Annotated in this window: 15 protein-coding genes; 8 read left to right on the top strand and 7 right to left on the bottom strand. The window is 60.9% G+C overall.

Going from position 1 to position 17,172, the window contains the following annotated elements; all coding sequences use genetic code 11:
- The first annotated feature begins 98 nt into the window (after positions 1–98).
- The gene (gene ssuE, locus GLL_RS14255; protein WP_011142759.1) at positions 99–626 is read left to right on the top strand and encodes an NADPH-dependent FMN reductase; all 528 of its coding nucleotides are present in this window, start codon (positions 99–101) and stop codon (positions 624–626) included.
- Positions 627–1,277: 651 nt separating this feature from the next.
- Positions 1,278–2,630, top strand: a complete 1,353-nt coding sequence (locus GLL_RS14250) for an FG-GAP-like repeat-containing protein (RefSeq protein WP_164929101.1) — start codon at positions 1,278–1,280, stop codon at positions 2,628–2,630.
- 198 nt (positions 2,631–2,828) lie between these two features.
- On the opposite strand, the gene lepA is transcribed toward GLL_RS14250, so the two are convergent.
- On the bottom strand, positions 2,829–4,637 hold the full coding sequence (gene lepA / locus GLL_RS14245; protein WP_011142757.1) for a translation elongation factor 4: 1,809 nt from the start codon (positions 4,635–4,637) through the stop codon (positions 2,829–2,831).
- A gap of 76 nt (positions 4,638–4,713) precedes the next feature.
- Here lepA and GLL_RS14240 point away from each other — a divergent pair, with 76 nt between their 5' ends.
- Positions 4,714–5,037 (top strand): DUF952 domain-containing protein, encoded by a 324-nt coding sequence (locus tag GLL_RS14240; RefSeq protein ID WP_011142756.1) that lies wholly within the window; start codon positions 4,714–4,716, stop codon positions 5,035–5,037.
- Between the two features lie 4 nt (positions 5,038–5,041).
- Here GLL_RS14240 and GLL_RS14235 read toward each other — a convergent pair whose 3' ends face one another.
- Positions 5,042–5,497, bottom strand: a complete 456-nt coding sequence (locus GLL_RS14235; protein WP_011142755.1) for a MarR family winged helix-turn-helix transcriptional regulator — start codon at positions 5,495–5,497, stop codon at positions 5,042–5,044.
- Between the two features lie 113 nt (positions 5,498–5,610).
- Between GLL_RS14235 and GLL_RS14230 the strand changes: the two genes are divergently transcribed.
- On the top strand, positions 5,611–6,024 hold the full coding sequence (locus GLL_RS14230; protein WP_164929100.1) for a hypothetical protein: 414 nt from the start codon (positions 5,611–5,613) through the stop codon (positions 6,022–6,024).
- Here GLL_RS14230 and GLL_RS14225 read toward each other — a convergent pair.
- Both GLL_RS14225 and trpB read right to left on the bottom strand, forming a co-directional pair.
- Positions 6,021–7,124, bottom strand: a complete 1,104-nt coding sequence (locus GLL_RS14225) for an AI-2E family transporter (RefSeq protein WP_164929099.1) — start codon at positions 7,122–7,124, stop codon at positions 6,021–6,023. The genes GLL_RS14230 and GLL_RS14225 overlap by 4 nt on opposite strands.
- Positions 7,125–7,250: 126 nt before the next feature.
- Entirely contained in the window at positions 7,251–8,495 is a 1,245-nt protein-coding gene (gene trpB, locus GLL_RS14220; RefSeq protein ID WP_011142752.1) for a tryptophan synthase subunit beta, read from the bottom strand.
- A 135-nt stretch (positions 8,496–8,630) separates the two neighbouring features.
- Between trpB and GLL_RS14215 the strand changes: the two genes are divergently transcribed.
- Positions 8,631–10,787: a protein phosphatase 2C domain-containing protein gene (locus GLL_RS14215; RefSeq protein WP_011142751.1), complete on the top strand. Its 2,157-nt coding sequence runs from the start codon at positions 8,631–8,633 to the stop codon at positions 10,785–10,787.
- A gap of 627 nt (positions 10,788–11,414) precedes the next feature.
- The gene (locus GLL_RS14210) at positions 11,415–11,795 is read left to right on the top strand and encodes a hypothetical protein (protein WP_011142750.1); all 381 of its coding nucleotides are present in this window, start codon (positions 11,415–11,417) and stop codon (positions 11,793–11,795) included.
- Positions 11,796–11,887: 92 nt separating this feature from the next.
- Here the strand turns inward: GLL_RS14210 and GLL_RS14205 are convergent, their stop codons facing one another.
- Positions 11,888–14,878 (bottom strand): proline dehydrogenase family protein, encoded by a 2,991-nt coding sequence (locus GLL_RS14205; RefSeq protein WP_011142749.1) that lies wholly within the window; start codon positions 14,876–14,878, stop codon positions 11,888–11,890.
- An 87-nt stretch (positions 14,879–14,965) separates the two neighbouring features.
- Here GLL_RS14205 and psb30 point away from each other — a divergent pair, with 87 nt between their 5' ends.
- Positions 14,966–15,061, top strand: a complete 96-nt coding sequence (gene psb30 / locus GLL_RS14200) for a photosystem II reaction center protein Ycf12/Psb30 (protein ID WP_164929097.1) — start codon at positions 14,966–14,968, stop codon at positions 15,059–15,061.
- A 221-nt stretch (positions 15,062–15,282) separates the two neighbouring features.
- On the top strand, positions 15,283–16,080 hold the full coding sequence (locus GLL_RS14195) for a TerC family protein (protein ID WP_011142748.1): 798 nt from the start codon (positions 15,283–15,285) through the stop codon (positions 16,078–16,080).
- A 145-nt stretch (positions 16,081–16,225) separates the two neighbouring features.
- Here the strand turns inward: GLL_RS14195 and GLL_RS14190 are convergent, their stop codons facing one another.
- Together GLL_RS14190 and GLL_RS14185 are read right to left on the bottom strand one after the other, a co-directional pair.
- Complete coding sequence (locus GLL_RS14190) at positions 16,226–16,507, bottom strand: hypothetical protein (protein ID WP_164929096.1); 282 nt, start codon at positions 16,505–16,507, stop codon at positions 16,226–16,228.
- A 151-nt stretch (positions 16,508–16,658) separates the two neighbouring features.
- On the bottom strand, positions 16,659–17,054 hold the full coding sequence (locus tag GLL_RS14185) for a hypothetical protein (protein ID WP_011142747.1): 396 nt from the start codon (positions 17,052–17,054) through the stop codon (positions 16,659–16,661).
- Between the last annotated feature and the right edge of the window lie 118 nt (positions 17,055–17,172).

Genomic DNA, 17,172 nt, shown 5'->3' with positions numbered 1-17,172 from the left:
GCTGCCGGCCACTTTCGACCGCCCACGGCCAGAGGACGTAGAATGCCTACGCAAAGCACATCCGATCCCCACCCAGTACTTTTAAAGGAGACCTCGCTGTGGCTCGTATTCTGGCTGTTTCCGGCAGTCCCTCTCACCCGTCGAGGACACATTCGCTCGTGGAATATGCCGTTGGGCTTCTGCCGCCGGAGGTCGGGGCGGACGTGTTTGCAGTGCGCGATCTGCCGCCCGAGGTGCTGGTCTTTGCCCGCTTCGACAGCCCTGCCCTCGACGGGCCGAAGGCGCTGCTTGAAAAAGCGGACGGGTTGATTATCGCGACTCCCATTTACAAGGCGGCTTATACCGGGCTGTTGAAGAGCTTTTTGGACCTGCTGCCGCAGAAGGCTTTGCTCGGAAAAGCCGTGTTGCCCATCGCCACGGGCGGCACGATCGCCCACCTGCTCGCCATCGACTACGCCCTCAAGCCGGTGCTCTGCGAGTTGGGAGCGCGGCACCTCTTGGGAGGGGTGTACGCGGTCGACAAGCAAATCCAGCGGCAGGCCGACGGCAGCACCGTGCTCGACGAAGAAATCGACCAGCGCCTGAAGCACTCGGTCGGCGATCTGGTCAAAGCGATCGGGGGCTAGAGCGACGGCATCCAGCGTGTCGGCCCCGGCCTTCAGCCGTGCTATTGCTGTTTCGGTGGCGGCAAGGCCGTTGGCACTGGCGACGACTACGGGCCTACCGACTGCCTGAGCAAGGGCAGGGACGGCCCCCAGACCGCTTGCCAGAGCACCGCCAAACACTACTCTCGACGTTTCATCTGCATGGGCACAAAATACCGCATTTTCACGGGTGCCCAGAAGTACAAACCATAGACGGCTGGATAAGATCGCCAGGCATGGCGGCCTGTCAACCGACAACACGCCGGAATCTGCCACGAGAACAGCCCAATCATTGGGGTCGATTCAGTGGTTCTAGAAAGCGGACGGGCAGAAATTGCGTGCAACTGCCTAGGTGGTTCGCTCGATTCACAATTTTGTATTTTCATGTCAGGCTCGAAGGTGGCTGTACATTCAGTAAATCAAGTCTGCGAACAGGTCGTATTCTCCATGAATTTCTGTAAAATGGACCCCTCAAAAACTGAAAGATCCTGTAGGGAAGGCACTGGCTATTCAAGGCTAGTTTGTTATATCAAGACTTCGATCCGCACCTGGATCTGTGGCGCGCTGCTTGCCGGAACGGGCTTTAGCACACCTTCGTTTGCGCAGGTTCTGCCGGGAAATCCGGCCAAAGTTATGCCCCTGGGAGATTCGATTACCGAGGGTTTTACCGTTTCGGGAGGCTACCGCACCGACCTGTGGAACAGTCTGGTTTCGGAAGGTAGCAACGCCGATTTTGTCGGTTCCCAATCGAGCGGTCCATCCAGCCTGAGCGACAAAAACCACGAGGGCCATCCCGGCTATTTTATCGACCAAATTGCAGACGGTATCGACGACTGGCTGCCGAAGTACAAACCGGAGACAGTGCTGTTGCTCATCGGCACCAACGACATCGAAAAAAACAACGATCCTGGCGGTGCACCGGGTCGATTGAGCGCCCTTATCGACCAGATTTTCGCGTTGCGCTCCTCTGTGAAGCTCTATGTCGCTTCGATCCCGCCTGCCGACGATAGCGCTATCAATCAGCGGGTGCTCGATTACAACGCCGCGATCCCCGGCATCGTAAACGGCAAGATCACCCAGGGTAAAAAAGTCGTCTACGTGGACATCTACAATGCCCTGACCACCGCCGATCTGGCGGATACGGTGCACCCCGACGCCGAGGGCTACGCCAAGATCGCCGATCGCTGGTTCGAGACGCTGCGGGTTGCAAGCCTCGCAGGCAGCCCTAAAAGTGATTTCAGCGGCGACGGCCAATGGGACATTCTCTGGCGCAACGGTGCCAACGGCAGGAATACCGTCTGGCTGATGAATGGTTCGGCCCGCTCCGCAGTCGTGGAACTACCCGCCGTTTCAGATCCCAACTGGCGGTCGGTCGGGACGGCCGATTTCGACTTCGACGGCAAGCCCGACATTCTCTGGCGCAACACCAAAACCGGCGCCAACTCCATCTGGTTGATGAACGGCACGGAGTACCGCGCGGCTATTTCCCTGCCCACGGTGGGCGATCCGAAGTGGCAGATTGCCGGGGCGGCGGACTTCAACTTCGACGGCAAACCCGATATCCTCTGGCGCAATCAAGCCACCGGTGCCAATTCCGTCTGGTTGATGGACGGAGCGGTCTACCGAGCGGCCGTCACTTTACAGGCGGTCGCCGATCTGGGCTGGCAAATCGGTGGCACGGGCGACTTCGATGCCAACGCCACCCCGGACATCCTCTGGCGCAACACGGCCACTGGTGCTAATGCCATCTGGAAGATGAACGGCCTTGCTTTTTTGAGCAGCGTTTCTGTACCGTCGGTGGGCGATCTGGGCTGGCAAAGCGCCGGGGCGGGAGACTTCAGTGGCGACGGCAAACCCGACATCCTCTGGCGCAACACGGCCACCGGCAGCAACGCCCTGTGGCAGATGGACGGCACTGTCTTCATCCAATCCCTCCCGCTCGAAGCGGTGGGCGATCTAGCCTGGCAGATCGGAGGACCGCGGTAAGAAGGCAAGTACGCCCGAGTAGGGTGATTACACCGAAATCATCCCGATTCGCGGCCACCAGGCGGCGGCCTGGTGCAGAAGTTCATCAAGCCGCAGCAGAGCCTCAGAGATGTGCACAGTATACATAAACTTCAATCTGCCGCCAGTTGACCGCTGGCAGGCATCTTCATAAATAGGCGTAGCCAACCACTGGCAGCTTCAGCCTTCGAGCTTGAGCACGGCCATGAAGGCTTCCTGAGGCACGTCCACCGAGCCGATCGATTTCATGCGCTTTTTGCCTTTTTTCTGCTTTTCGAGCAGCTTTTTCTTGCGGCTGATGTCGCCGCCATAGCACTTGGCCAGCACGTTCTTGCGCAAAGGGGCGATGTTTTCGCGCGCCACCACCTTCGAGCCGATGGCGGCCTGGATCGGCACCTGAAATTGCTGGCGGGGGATCAGTTCTTTGAGTTTGGCGGTGAGTTGCCGGCCCACCTCGGGCGCTTTGTCGGCGTGGGTGATGCAGGAGAGCGAATCGACCGGCTCGCCGTTGAGCACGATGTCGAGGCGCACCAGGTTGCCCTCGCGGAAGCCGATCAGCTGGTACTCCATCGAGGCGTAACCGCGCGAGCGCGACTTCATCTGGTCGAAAAAGTCGGTGATCACTTCGGCCAGCGGAATTTCGTAGATGAGCGTGGTGCGCGTCGGCGTCAGGTAGCGCATGTCCTTGAAAATTCCCCGCCGCCCCTGGCTCAGCTCCATCAGCGTGCCCACGAACTCCTGGGGGGTAATCAGTTCGACTTTGACGTAAGGCTCTTCGATCGAGGTGCGCAATTGGGACGGGGGCAAGTCGGCGGGGTTCTGGACCTCCAGCACTGTGCCGTCGGTCTTGTTGACCCGGTAGACGACCGAGGGGGCGGTGGTGACCAGATCCAGGTCGTACTCTCGTTCCAGCCGCTCCTGCACCACCTCCATGTGCAGCAATCCCAAAAAGCCGCAGCGAAAGCCGAATCCCAGAGCTCCCGAACTCTCGGGCTCAAAGTGCAATGCCGCGTCGTTGAGGCTGAGTTTGTCGAGCGCCTCGCGCAGGTCTTCGAACTGGTCGGAGTCGGTGGGGTAGAGCCCGCAGAAGACCACCGGCATCGCCTCCTGATAGCCCGGCAAGGGCGTGGCGGCGGGGTTGGAGACCAAGGTGATCGTGTCGCCCACGCGGGCGTCCTGCACCAGCTTGATGGCGGCGGCGATATAGCCCACTTCACCCGCGTGCAGTTCATCCACCGGCACCTGAAAAGGCTTCAGCACGCCGATTTCGTCGATTTCAAATTCTTTGCCGGAGGCCATAAAGCGAATTTTGTTGCCCTTTTTGACCGAACCGCTCATCACCCGAAAGTAGACGATTACTCCCCGGTAGGCGTCGTAGTAGCTGTCGAATATCAGTGCCTGCAAAGGCTCGGCCACCGTGTCCGCGGGCGGCGGAATGCGGTGGACGATAGCTTCCAGGATGTCGTGGATGCCGATCCCTTCTTTGGCCGAGGCGCGAATCGCCCCGGTGCGCTCAAGACCAATGATTTCTTCGATCTCGTCGAGGACGCGCTCCGGCTCCGCCCCCGGCAGATCAATCTTGTTGAGCACCGGGATGATTTCGAGGTTGTTCTCAATCGCCAGATAGACGTTGGCCAGGGTCTGCGCTTCGACGCCCTGGCTTGCGTCCACTACCAGCAAAGCCCCTTCGCAGGCGGCGAGTGAGCGCGAGACCTCGTAGGTAAAGTCGACATGACCAGGGGTGTCGATGAGATTCAGAATGTACTTCTCGCCGTCATCGGCGACATACTCCATGCGGGCCGCCTGCAGCTTGATCGTGATGCCCCGCTCGCGCTCCAAGTCCATGTTGTCGAGGTACTGGGCGGTCATATTCCGGTCGCTCACGGTGCCTGTCACCTGCAACAGCCGATCGGCCAGGGTGGACTTGCCGTGGTCGATGTGGGCAATAATGCTGAAATTGCGAATCTGCGAAACGGGAACGGCGGTCATGGCAAGTCACAAAAGTTTAAATTCGTCTCAGGTTCAATCGTAGCTTCTGTTGCCGACTGTAGGAGCAGGGATACCCGTGCAGCCGGAACAGCCCATCTTCCACATTACCAGCCGCTCCCAGTGGGAGGCGGCCCGGGGCGAAGGCGTCTACCGTCCCCCAAGCCTGCAGAGCGAAGGCTTTATCCACTGCTGTCGGGCTGAGCAGTTGGCCGGGGTCCGCGAGCGCTACTTTCGAGGCCAGACAGCTCTGATGCTGCTCACCATCGACCCCAGCAAACTCACTGCCGCTGTGCGTGAGGAAGACGCCCACGGCCGCGGCGAGACATTTCCGCACCTCTACGGGCCGCTCAATCTCAACGCCGTTGTGGAAGTTTGTGACCTTCCGGCAGCTGACACCTGATACATCACTCGAACAATGTACGCAGCATTTTAAGGGCGACAAACAGTTGGTCGAGTTGCGCTTCGCTCAGGCCCATAAAGCGCGCCTTGAGGTGGGCGACATGGGCCGGGAATATCTGCTCGAACAGTTGCTCGCCCTCGGGGGTGAGGGCGACGGTAAAGCTGCGGCGATTACCCTCGGTAACGGCGCGCTTGACCAGTCCTTTTTCTTCGAGCCGGTCGATGATTCCCGTGAGCGTACCCTTGGTGATGAGCGTCTTTTCTCCCAATTTGTTCATGCTCATGCCGTCGGTGTTGCCGAGGGTGCTGATCACATCGAACTGGGGCGGCGTGAGGCCCACCGAGCGCACGTGCCGGGCCGAATAGTTCGAAAATGCCTGGTAGGCTCCGGCCAATTCGCGCAGGGTGGGCATGAAGTTTTCCTGAGCCGCTCGAATCGTCTTGGAGGAGGAGGGGGGCATGGCGACTACTCTCCTTACCCGTTCTGTTGGGAACAATCCTACCGGGATGGGGGACTTTCTAGCAGAAAGCGACCGAAACAGGCACTATGGGAACACCAGCCCGCGATTCGGCCATGTCACAGCAAAAGATCGAGGCCCTTGAGCAAGAAATCGCCCAGCTGCAGGCCGAGGCCGATACCCAGGCAGCTGCTGAACAGTACCTTAGAAGCCAGCTCGCCCAGGCCCTCAGGGCAGTGGAGTTGGCCAAAAAGCAGCTGATGCTCCTGGAGATGCAGCAGCTGGAGATCCAGTCACTGCGCAACCAGTTGAGTACCCTTGGCCATCAAGTCGAGTTTGCGCGCGAGCGCGAGGCGCGGCTCGAACAGCGTCTGCAGGCTACCGAGGAGGCACTCGCCCTGGCGCGCCGGCAGCGCACTGCCGCTGCAAGCCAGCCGACCCGCTACGGCGGCAACCCGAGTCTGCCGGCCTTTTTGCTCAAGCCGGTAGCGGCGGTGGCGGTGGGTGGCGATCAACCAAGTGCCGACTAGGTTTGTTTTTCTTTGATCGTCGGCAGCGGCGTCTGCCCGGCAGCGTTCGGCACGGTTTCCGGCGGGGCGGTCCAGCGCCGCCAGAGTACCAACAGCAGCGCCAGACTCACCGGTCCGACGACAATGCCGATGGTGCCGAAGGCAAGCAGACCGCCCAAGACCCCAAAGAACACCAGCAAGATGGGGATACCGGTACCCTGACTGATAAACAGCGGCTTAAGGAAGTTGTCGATGGTGCCCACCACCAGTGCACCCCAGAGAAACAGGGCGACCGCCTGCCAGGTTTGGCCATTCGCCGCCAGCCAGATAACGCAGGGAAACCAGACCACCGGGGTGGGAATCTGCAAAATCGACAACAACGCCGCGAGCACCCCCAAGATCAGGGCAATTTCGATCCCCGCCACCCAGAGCCCAAGCCCGGCGAGCAATCCCTGGGCTGCCCCGGTGAGCACCAGCCCGAGCACCACCGCCCGCACGGTCGCCCCGAGCGGATCGAGCAGCGAGACGAGCGGTTCGCCTCCAAGCTTTTCGAGCGCCTCTCGCGTCTGACGGACCAGGTCCAGACCGCTCAGGTATAGAAAAAACAGCGTGAAAATGGTCAGGCCCAGGGTTACCAGAGCGCCGCTAATCGCCTGGCCGAACCCCGCCAGCCAGGTGAGAATGCGCCCGGCCCCGGAGCGCAACCACTGCTGAACTTGCACCAGATCGACCTCGCGCAGCCAGTTCTGCAGTTGGCCGCCCACCACAGGCACCCGGGCGACGGTCCGGCCGAGGGCGGCGTAGCTCTCCTTGAGGGCCGCGAGACTCATCGAGCCGTCGGCCTGCACGGTCCGATACAGCTCGACGGCATCGCTGGCCAGACTCGCGGCGATCAGCACAACCGGCAAGATCACCGACAGCGACACCAGCAGCGTCATCGCGAGCGCGGCGTAGATGCTGCGCTTGTCGAGGATTTCGTAAACTTTCTGGTACAACGGCCAGCTCACCAGAGCCAGGATCGCCGCCCAGGCAATGGCCGGCAGAAACGGGCCGAGTACCAGGTACGCCACCCAGGCGAGCACACCCGCAACCACCAGCATGGCCCACTGCTGCCTTGTCACCACCGCCTCGCGCTCGTGTTGCCCTATCAGCCTAAGGATGCTCGCTGCAGTTTGCTTGTACCCGAAGAACGAGACCAGGCGCCTAACTGCGCATCCGCAGAGAGAATCACCGGACTTTCGCCGATTTTACTCCTCCTTGCCCCAGCCCATGGCACGGGCGACGGTGCCCATGTCCTTGTCGCCGCGCCCCGAGCAGTTGAGCACGACGATTTGCTCCGAATGCAGTTGGGAGGCGAGGATACCCAGGTAAGCAAAGGCATGGGCCGTCTCCAGGGCAGGGATGATTCCCTCGGTGGAGCACACCAGGGAGAGGGCCGCGAGCGCTTCGCTGTCGGTGACGCTGTAGTACTCGGCGCGGCCGATGTCTTTGAGATAGCTGTGCTCGGGGCCGACGCCCGGGTAATCGAGCCCGGCACTGAGGGAATGGGCTTCTTGCACCTGGCCCTGCTCGTCTTGAAGCACATAGCTCATCGCCCCGTGCAGGACCCCCGCCCGGCCGGCGGTGAGGGTGGCGGCGTGTTTGCCGGTCTCGATCCCTTCGCCCGCCGCCTCGATGCCCACCAGGCGCACCGCCCGTTCATCCAAAAAATCGTGAAATAGCCCGATGGCGTTGGAGCCGCCGCCTACGCAGGCAATCAGCACATCGGGCAGACGGCCAAGGCGCTCCAGGCACTGGACGCGGGTCTCGCGGCCAATCACCGCCTGGAATTCGCGCACCATCAAAGGGTACGGATGGGGACCGGCGGCGGAACCCAGGATGTAGTGGGTGGTTTCGACGTGGGTGACCCAGTCGCGGATCGCCTCGGAGGTGGCGTCTTTGAGGGTGCCCGTGCCCGCGGCCACCGGACGCACCTCGGCTCCCAACAGCTTCATGCGGTAGACGTTGAGCTTTTGGCGCTCGATGTCGTGCACACCCATATAGATAATGCACTCCAGGCCAAAGCGGGCACAGACCGTGGCCGTCGCCACCCCATGCTGACCGGCGCCGGTCTCGGCGATGATCCGGCGCTTGCCCATGCGCAACGCCAACAGTGCCTGTCCGAGGGCATTGTTGATCTTGTGGGCGCCGGTGTGGTTGAGATCTTCGCGCTTGAGAAAAATGCGCCCCCCGCCCCAGTGGGCGGTGAGGCGCTCGGCAAAATACAGCGGCGTCGGCCGGCCGACAAAGTCGCGCAGATGGCCCGCGAACTCGGCGAGAAATTGCGGATCGTGCCTATACTGATTGAACGCGGCTTCCAGTTGCGCCAGGGCGCTCATGAGCGTCTCGGGGACATACTGGCCGCCGAAGCGGCCGAAGCGGCCCCGACTGTCCGGCAGGGCGCCCAGGGGTTGAGGGGCAGTAAAAGTCACGGTCTGTATTGTAAAGGACACATTTAGAATATCGCAGAGTTTAGACTGCCGACCCATGCACCCGCCCGCCCGCGACGACTAGGATGTGCAGTGCAAGACGGTATCTATCCCTAGCTGCCGGACATAGCTGTCGAGCCGTGCCCAGAGAGCCTCTTTATGTACTACCTCGCCATCGGTAACCCGCAGAAGCTGGCCACGCCTCTGGCCGAGCGCTACCAGCAGGTTCCCGCCGGTTTGCTGCCGGTGGTGCGAGATCTCTCGCCGCACCAACCGCATCCGAGCCGCGAGGAACTGCCCGCCGCGGGCCGCCCTTACCAGCGGCTCAACGACTGGCGCTGGGCGGTACCGGAGGTGTTTACCTTTTTGGAAGGTGCCGGGGAGCCCTGCCTGCTGTTGAGCAACGCACCCCTCGACGATGACGGAGTGCCCTGGGGCCATCTGGCCGAGCACTGGCCGCAGGCAAGCGCTCTGCAGCAATTGGGTTGGCTTTCACAGATCGCCAAACTCTGGGATCCGTGTGTCGAGCAAAAGGTGGCTTCGTCGCTGCTGTTGCCCGCCAACATCGGGGTGCAGGGCTGGCAAATGCGGCTGTTCTACCTTAAGGCCGACGCCGATGCCCCTACCCTGCGGCAGCTGGCCGCTTGCTGGCGTACCCTCTCACCCTTGAGCGCGCCGCTCGCCTCCCTCGTCGGTGCCGTCGAGGCGGGCCAGGTGAGCCGGGCGGCGGATCTCGTCGAAGCGCTCGAATCGATGGCGCTCCTCACGGCCACCGGCCGGGTGACCCAGATGAGCGCCGCCACCGATGTCGGTCGGCGCCGCAAGAACAATGAAGATTGCTTTGCCCACGATCCTGCCGGGCGCTACGCGGTGGTCTGCGACGGCATGGGCGGCCACGAGGGCGGTGAGGTGGCCAGCCGCATGGCCACCGAGAGCCTCGAGAGAGACCTGGGTGCGCTGGCCGGTCAGGGTTTGACGCCCCGCGAGATCCGCTCCCGCCTGGCGGAGGCGCTCGGCAAAGCCAACGCCCGGCTCTGGGAAACCAACCAACAGCAGCGGCGCAACGGCACCGGCCGCATGGGCACCACGGTGGTGGCTTGCTACCAGGACGGTGCACTACTGCATGTCGCCCACGTGGGCGACAGCCGCATCTATCTGGTGAATCGCAAGCACTGCCAGCAGATCACTGTCGATCACGACCTCACCCAAAAAGAAATTTCCCGCGCCCGCACCACCAGCGCCGCCGCCGCCCTCATCCCTACAGGCGGCACCCTCACCCAGGCCCTGGGTTTGATGCCGGAAGGAACACTCCAACCGATGGTCCAGAGCTTTATCCTGCCTGAGGAGTGTCTGGTGCTGCTCTGCAGCGACGGCCTGTGCGACGGCGATCTGGTGGAGCGCTCCTGGAAGAGCGCCCTCAGGCCGCTACTCGATCGCGATCTGGCCCCGGCGGCCCCGGCCCTTATCGATCTGGCTCTGCGCGAACTGGGGCACGACAACATCACTTTTGTGCTTCTGCGCTACATGCCGGGGGCTGCCCGCGCCGCCGATTCGCCGCCCACCATTCCCCAGCGGCCCCGGCCGCAGACCCAGCAGATCCCCGCCGCCGTGGTCGATGCCGCGGCGGCCAGGGCGGCCACGGCCAGCTCGATTCCGGCTGCCCGTCCCACTCCGCCCACCGGACGCAACCCCTGGCTTCCCATCGCTGCTGTGGCAGGGATTATAGCGGTGGCCGCAGGCGCCTACCTGTTGCTTCCCCAGCCCGCCGTCCGCCGCGAAGCACCCACCTCCACCACGGAAAATTCCGCCGTCCGCCCGGTGCCCGTACCCGAGACGAGTACGCCCCCACCGACACTCCCTGCCGCGAGCGTTCCTGCCAAAACGCAGGCTGCGGCCGTCGCCGCTCCCCGGCCTACCGGCGGCCCGGCTCCCAAACCTGCAAAGCCGGGCCTCACCACGCCCCCACCGCCTCCGGCAACCAATCCCGAGACTAGAGTTCCTGAACAAATGCAGGGGCAAACCCGGCTCCCGCCCGATGCAAAAAAATCCGGTATCGTCGAGCAAGCCGACGGGCAACCGGAGACCAAAGCGTCCGCGCGCAAGAAGCGGCGGGCGCGCAAACTCCAAGAGGAGAACAATTCCGGCGGTCTGGTGTTGCCCAAGGCTTCCGTCGGTGCGCAACCGGAAGCGACGACTGTGGCTGACAAGATTGCTCCCCAACCGCCCATCCTGGAGCGCTCTCTAATCGCCCCGCCCGTGCAACCGACGCGCAGCGAACCGGTTCTGCTCCCACCCAACACTTCAAGCACGCCATAGACCGGGTGTCCATCGCATCGGTACCGCGGTGCAGAGGACGATAGGCCATGCACTACACTGGTAGATACGAGAATTCTTGACAGAATACTCGTAAACTCGATCACTACAAAACAAGGCAAATGTGAATTACCACATAGACGATACAACTCCCGACGGCCAGGAACTATCCTCCTGCCAGGCAACTTATGGAGTGAGCAACCTCTCAAAGCCGGGTAGGGTCACCCTGCCTAGTGGCGACTGTCCGATCGGCAGTTTGCTTGTCGTCTCCAACGTTCGAGGAGAGATGTGTTCCATCACCGTTTTGTCGGCGCAAAATGAATCCCTCGATTTCAATGGCTTGAAAATTGACGAAATAGAAATACAACCCGGCATAATAGCCACCTTTTGCAGACGTTACCAGCGGTGGCAGGCCACCATTTCAGCTCGCTGAGCGTAGCCTGAATCTCCCATTTGCCCTGGCTGATTTTCCATAGCCCGCTTGTATCCTAACGGGGTGCAAAGATAGTGACCGCCATGGTCTTGCAGCTGACGACAGCACCAATCAAGCTTGCTGGAATACCGGCAGTCAGGCTTAATGTTTATCCGAATAAATATGAATTAAAATAGTAGCAATACTGGTATTCGATCGTGACAAAACAAACATACAAGATCTCCCTGGTTTCTCCTTTGAGGCTGAGCAGTTCTTCCTTTGAGAATGCTCAGCACATGCTCGGCTTCGGCTATTCAACAGATGACGGATATTCTTGCCTGATTCTTGCCGAACTGGACGAAGATCCGGGCTTTCACACCGATGACACAATCGTCATTGACAATTTCAAAATCGAGGAACAGAGCTACAGAATCAGAGGCCGCGTCACCAAAAGGCAAAAGTGGTTACTAATGAGCGACAATCCTGAAGAGGTACCTGTGATCAGTACCCATATCCTGATGGAAGCAGAGGACAGGGACATCGCCGTCAAAATCGCTAGACTTTTCCGGGAAAAGCATCCTGGCATATTTGTCAACTGATACGTCTTGGCCCTGCAACTGGGCGCTTTGCACAGTTTGGGGCACCTTGAATCCGATCCCCATAAGGCTGTATCTGAACTTTTCTTGCATCTCTACAGCTCGCCCGGCAGAGGTGCGAAGCCCTGGCGCTGGATGTTTTCCGTCACCGTCACCGGCTCGACAAATTGCAGCAGGTAGTCCGGTCCCCCCGCCTTCGAGCCGACGCCCGAAAGGCGGAAGCCCCCGAAGGGCTGCCGGTCCACCAAAGCTGCGGTGATCTTGCGGTTGATGTACAGATTGCCCACTTCAAAGCGCTCGCGCGCTTCGGCAATGTGCCTCGGGCTGCGCGAGAAGAGGCCGCCGGTCAAAGCAAAGCTGGTGCCGTTGGCAATCTCGATGGCGTGCTCGAAGTCGCGGGCTTTGATGACGGCGAGCACCGGGCCGAAGATTTCTTCCTGGGCCAGTGACGATTGCGGATCGACGTCCGCGAAGATGGTCGGCCCGATAAAGTACCCCTCGCCCAGGTGAGAGACATCTACCTCCAACACCAGGCGATGGCGACCCTTGGCATCTTCGATGACGCCACGGATGCGCTCGCAGGCGTCGCGGGCAATCACCGGGCCGGTGTAGGTGGCGGGCTGTGCGGGATTGCCCACGATGAGCGAGCGGGTGGCCTGGACGAGCCGTTCGATAAAGACGTCGTAAATCCCTTCGAGCACAATCAGCCGCGAACAGGCCGAGCACTTCTGGCCGCTGTAGCCGAACGCCGATTGCACCACCCCCACGACCGCCTGGTCGAGATCCGCGTCGCTGTCGACGATGATCGCGTTCTTACCTCCCAACTCCGCAATCACCCGCTTGAGGTGGCGCTGACCCGGACGCACCATGCTCGCCTCGGCCAAAATCCGCTGACCGACCGCAAGCGAACCGGTGAAAGCAATCAAATGCACCTGCGGGTGCGCCACCAGCTTCGCTCCGACCACCTCGCCCCTGCCCGGCAGGTAGTTGACCACCCCGGCCGCAAAACCGGCTTGCTCGCACAGCCGCATCAGTTGAGCGGCCACAATCGATGACTGCTCGGCCGGTTTCATGATCACGGTATTGCCTGTGGCAAGCGCCGCGGTGGTCATGCCGGTGAGGATGGCGAGCGGAAAATTCCACGGAGCGATCACCGCCGCCACCCCCCGCGAGCGGTAGTGGTAGCCGTTGGTTTCGCCCGGCACGTCGCGGTGCTGGGCCTGGGCGGTGAGCTTGAGGATTTGCCGGCCGTAGTAGCGGCAGAAGTCGATCGCTTCTGAGACGTCGGCGTCGGATTCGCGCCAGGGTTTGCCGGTCTCGTAGACGATCCAGGCGGTGAGGGCGGAACGCTGTTGTTCCATCAGTTCGGCGAGGCGCCCAAGCAGTCGGGCGCGCGCTTCGGGGGTGGTTTTGCTCCAACTAAGCCAGGCGGTGTGGGCAACTTTGACCGCTTCGTCGGCCAATTCAGCGTCGGCAAGACCGAGCGCTCCCAGGACGGTCCCAGGTTCAGCCGGGTTGGGGACCGAGAGCGTGGGCAAACCTCTGCGCGCTTTACCTCCCACCACCGGCCAGTACGTCTGTCCAAAACAGGTGCGCACCTCGGCCAGCCCAGCCGCCAGCTTCTCGCGCTCCGCCGCCACCGCAAAATCTCGATCCGGTGCATTGACAAATTCGCTGCCCATCAGGCTCGGCGCCGCCTCGCCGCTCGCAGCGGGGGGGGCCAGTAACCGCACCACATCGCTGCCCGGACGCACACTCTGGCGCAAAAACGACGTGTTCGCCGTGTTCTCCAACAACCGGCGAATCAGATACGCCATCCCGGGCAACAGCTCTCCGTAGGGCGCGTACACCCGCAATCGCTCTCCCTGCTGCGCCACTCCCGCCTTGAGGTGGTCCGCCATCCCGTAGAGCATCTGCACTTCAAAGGCCCGGCGCGGTACCCGGTTCCGGCGAGCCAGGGCAATCGCCAAAGCCACCGTGCGGGCGTTGTGGCTGCCCACCGCGATGTGCACACTCCGATGATTCTCCATCAGCAGGTGCAGGACTTTTTCGTACTGCGCGTCGGTATCGGCCTTGCGGGTAAAGACCGGCACAGGCCAGCGCTGCTGGGCTGCGCGGATGACTTCGCCGTCCCAGTAGGCACCTTTGACCAGGCGCACAGTGACCGGATAGCCGCGTTCTTTTGACCAGGCGATGACATTGGCCGCATCGAGTTCGGCGGAGCGCAGGTACGCCTGCAGACAGATACCGGTGTCGATCCAATCGCGAAAATCCGCTTCGACCATGACCTCTTTAAAAATCTGCAAGATCAGGTCTTTGTGTTGGGATTGCTCCATGTCGATGTGCACGAAGGCGCCCAACTCCCGCGCCTTCCGCAAAATCGGCCGCAGGCGCGCCTTGACGTTGCGGCCTGTAGTGGCGGGGTCGATAGCGTCGAACTGGCTGTAGAGCGAGGTGAGTTTGAGGGCGAAATGCACCCGGGGCAGCAATTGTCCGTCCGCCCGGTCGATTTGGTCGATCACCGGCCAGCGCGATTGGGCGGCGTGCAGATCGCTCAGCAACTCCAAGTAGCGCCGCTGATACACCTCGGCTTCCGCCTCCGAGACCACCGCCTCACCGAGCAAGTCCAGCGAGACGGCCATGTTCTGAGAACGCAACTTCTCGATCGTCTTGACGGCGGTTTTGAGATTCTCGCCGCAGATAAAGCGGCGGGCCATCTGGCTGATGCCCTGGCGCAAGCCCAACGTCGCCACCGCCGCCGCCGGAGAACCCGGGTCGGCAAAATCGAGCGCCTTGGCCAGCGGCCCGGGCAGCTTCACCGACCCCAGGTACTCCTGCAGGTGGGAAGCCACCTCGCGATTGGTCTTGAGGGCAGGCAGGCAGTCGATAAAGCGAAACAGCTGCACGCGCAGCTCGTCGTCCGCCATCGCCCACTCCAGCAGCTTCTCGTCCCAAAAAGAACGCTCAAAAAATGAAAAACGACTCTGCTGGGGGGCAGCGAGCAGCGATTGGCCGATGCGCTGGGTTTCGGATTCGATCGGATCGACGGTGAGCACGCGAGTTTCCTGGAATGGCGGCAATTCCATGGTAATCAAGAAAAAAACTGATTCTAAATGTCCCGCCGCGCTTAAGATAGTCTCATCATTCGCAGTTGGTTGGCCTGGAGGAACCCGATGAACACGCTCATCAGCCTGCTTTTGCTCACGCTTATCATGTTGGCCGGTCCGGCGGTGATCGCCCTGTGGTACTTCCGGGGGCGTCAGGTCTAAGTCAACCGGTTGCAAACGGCTCACCAGGGGCGGTACCACCGGTACCGCCCCTGGTTTTTGGGTGCAGGTCGCGGGCTGCCGGGAGGATCCGGGGGTCTGCCCTCTCCCTAGTGCTCAGGGGCAGGCTGCTCCTTCGGGTAGATCCGTCCCGACAAGCGCACCTGCACAGTGGATATAGTTGGCGCTAAAGCCAGGTTGGCACTCAAGCAGGACAGTTTTCTATGGAATGGCTATCGGATCCGAACACGTGGATCAGTTTTCTCACCCTGGCGGTGCTGGAAATTGTTCTAGGTATCGATAACATCGTCTTTATCTCGATTCTGGCGAGCAAGCTGCCCAAAGAGCAGCAGGCGTCCGCCCGGCAAATCGGTCTGTTGCTGGCCCTCGGCTCGCGCATCCTGTTGCTCTTCTCGATCAGCTGGCTTGCCACCCTCACCCAACCGTTGTTCGGGCTATTGGGATTCGAATTTTCCGGGCGGGACCTGATTCTCATCGGCGGCGGTCTGTTTCTCATCGGCAAAGCCACCTTCGAAATTCACAACAAGCTCGAAGGGGAGGAGGAGCACGCCAAGGTGGGTCCGGCCGCCTCCTATGCTTCGGTGCTCATCCAGATCATGATCATCGATTTGGTATTCTCCCTCGACTCGGTGATTACGGCGGTGGGTCTGGCCGAGCGGCTGGAGGTGATGATCGCCGCGGTGGTGGTCGCAGTGCTCTTTATGCTCGCCTTCGTCAACATTATCAGCGACTTCGTCGATCGACATCCAACCATCAAGATGCTGGCGCTCGCCTTCCTGGTACTCATCGGCGTGAATTTGCTTGCCGACGGCTTTGGTCAGCACATCCCCAAGGGCTACACCTACTTCGCCATGGCCTTCTCGGTGGGGGTGGAAATGCTTAATTTGCGCCTGCGCGGCAAAGCGGCACCGCAGCCGGTGCAATTGCGCAATACCCCCCGCGACGAGAGCCGCCCGGCCGAAGCCGCCACCCCGGGTGGGGGCAGTGAGAAAGCACCGTAGACCATCGGCCCGTCAGACTCTCGCCCGTGCGTACCGTTCAGCTTAAAAGCAAAAATCGAACGGACATCACGTGAAAAGGTACCCCGGCCGTTTGGAGGAAGGCCGGGGTACAGATAAGGATCGCTTGCGTCTTTCGGTTACTGTTCTACCGAGAACTGCCGAAGAAGCGACGAGTCACATATCTAGAACCCTCGCGCAATGCCAGGGTCGCTAGATTGGACATCACCGAGGCGACAAGGGTGTTTTTGCCAGTTTTTTCTATTAATTCTTTCTCTCGTTCCGGCTGCTTGGTGCGCGCGCTCGACGGGGATGGTCCGCGCTCTTCGCGTTGCCACGCGGGTAGAGCCAAACCTGCTAAAACACCTGCAACCACGGCGATACCCGTGAACTGCAAGGGGTTACGATAAATCCATGACTTGACGTTCATATTTCTCCTCGACTGCGGCTGGATTTTTATGCCGGTGTTTGTGAACTGTCTGCCGGCATTTCCGGTTTTGAGAACATACGATCTTGCTTGGCTTTTTGATGCTGCATTTCGTTACCGACCTTCGTGCGTTGCAAGCAGGCGTATGCTTTACTTACCTTTTTGCGATGCGGGAGAGGAAATAACCGACGCCGAGTGCGATACCGATACTTGTAAGGGGTTGGCGTTTAATGACATCCTGAAACTGTTCCAGGAGCCTATCGACGCTGGTCCCTTGAAGCGCTTGCGCACCGCGGTTAAGCTGCTCGGAGACTTTCTCGGTGGCTTGTCCCACGTTTTCACTTGCCCCACGGCCGTAGTCTTCAACCTTCTGGGCCAGATTGCGGAGCTTATCCGAAGTATCGTTGAGCGCACCATCAAGTTTCTCTTTCGCCTGCGATTGCCTACTATCCTTGCTTTGCTCCGCATTGTCAACCACAGCGCTGCCTTCACCACTGTCGGGGTTGGACAGAGAAGGGTTGCCGTCGACGGACATTTCCTGACTTTCCATACAGATATTGTTGCTCCTTGCTGATCTACTTTCACATCGAGAATAGGCAACCACGGAGTCAATCACACACTTCCTTGGAAAGAGCCAAGGCATGTCCCAGGACATATCTTGAGGGGCC

Origin of the sequence: Gloeobacter violaceus PCC 7421 (assembly GCF_000011385.1) — a bacterium.
In the GTDB taxonomy this organism is placed as follows: domain Bacteria; phylum Cyanobacteriota; class Cyanobacteriia; order Gloeobacterales; family Gloeobacteraceae; genus Gloeobacter; species Gloeobacter violaceus.
This window is presented reverse-complemented; position numbering and strand designations above follow the sequence as displayed.

Bases quoted from the DNA above. Each gene is read 5' to 3' on its own strand.
- GLL_RS14185 (WP_011142747.1), bottom strand. From the start codon at position 17,054: ATGGAAAGTCAGGAAATGTCCGTCGACGGCAACCCTTCTCTGTCCAAC.
- GLL_RS14195 (WP_011142748.1), top strand. From the start codon at position 15,283: ATGGAATGGCTATCGGATCCGAACACGTGGATCAGTTTTCTCACCCTG.
- GLL_RS14235 (WP_011142755.1), bottom strand. From the start codon at position 5,497: ATGCCCCCCTCCTCCTCCAAGACGATTCGAGCGGCTCAGGAAAACTTC.
- GLL_RS14230 (WP_164929100.1), top strand. From the start codon at position 5,611: ATGTCACAGCAAAAGATCGAGGCCCTTGAGCAAGAAATCGCCCAGCTG.
- psb30 (WP_164929097.1), top strand. From the start codon at position 14,966: ATGAACACGCTCATCAGCCTGCTTTTGCTCACGCTTATCATGTTGGCC.
- GLL_RS14250 (WP_164929101.1), top strand. From the start codon at position 1,278: ATGCCCCTGGGAGATTCGATTACCGAGGGTTTTACCGTTTCGGGAGGC.
- lepA (WP_011142757.1), bottom strand. From the start codon at position 4,637: ATGACCGCCGTTCCCGTTTCGCAGATTCGCAATTTCAGCATTATTGCC.
- GLL_RS14190 (WP_164929096.1), bottom strand. From the start codon at position 16,507: ATGAACGTCAAGTCATGGATTTATCGTAACCCCTTGCAGTTCACGGGT.
- GLL_RS14215 (WP_011142751.1), top strand. From the start codon at position 8,631: ATGTACTACCTCGCCATCGGTAACCCGCAGAAGCTGGCCACGCCTCTG.
- GLL_RS14205 (WP_011142749.1), bottom strand. From the start codon at position 14,878: ATGGAATTGCCGCCATTCCAGGAAACTCGCGTGCTCACCGTCGATCCG.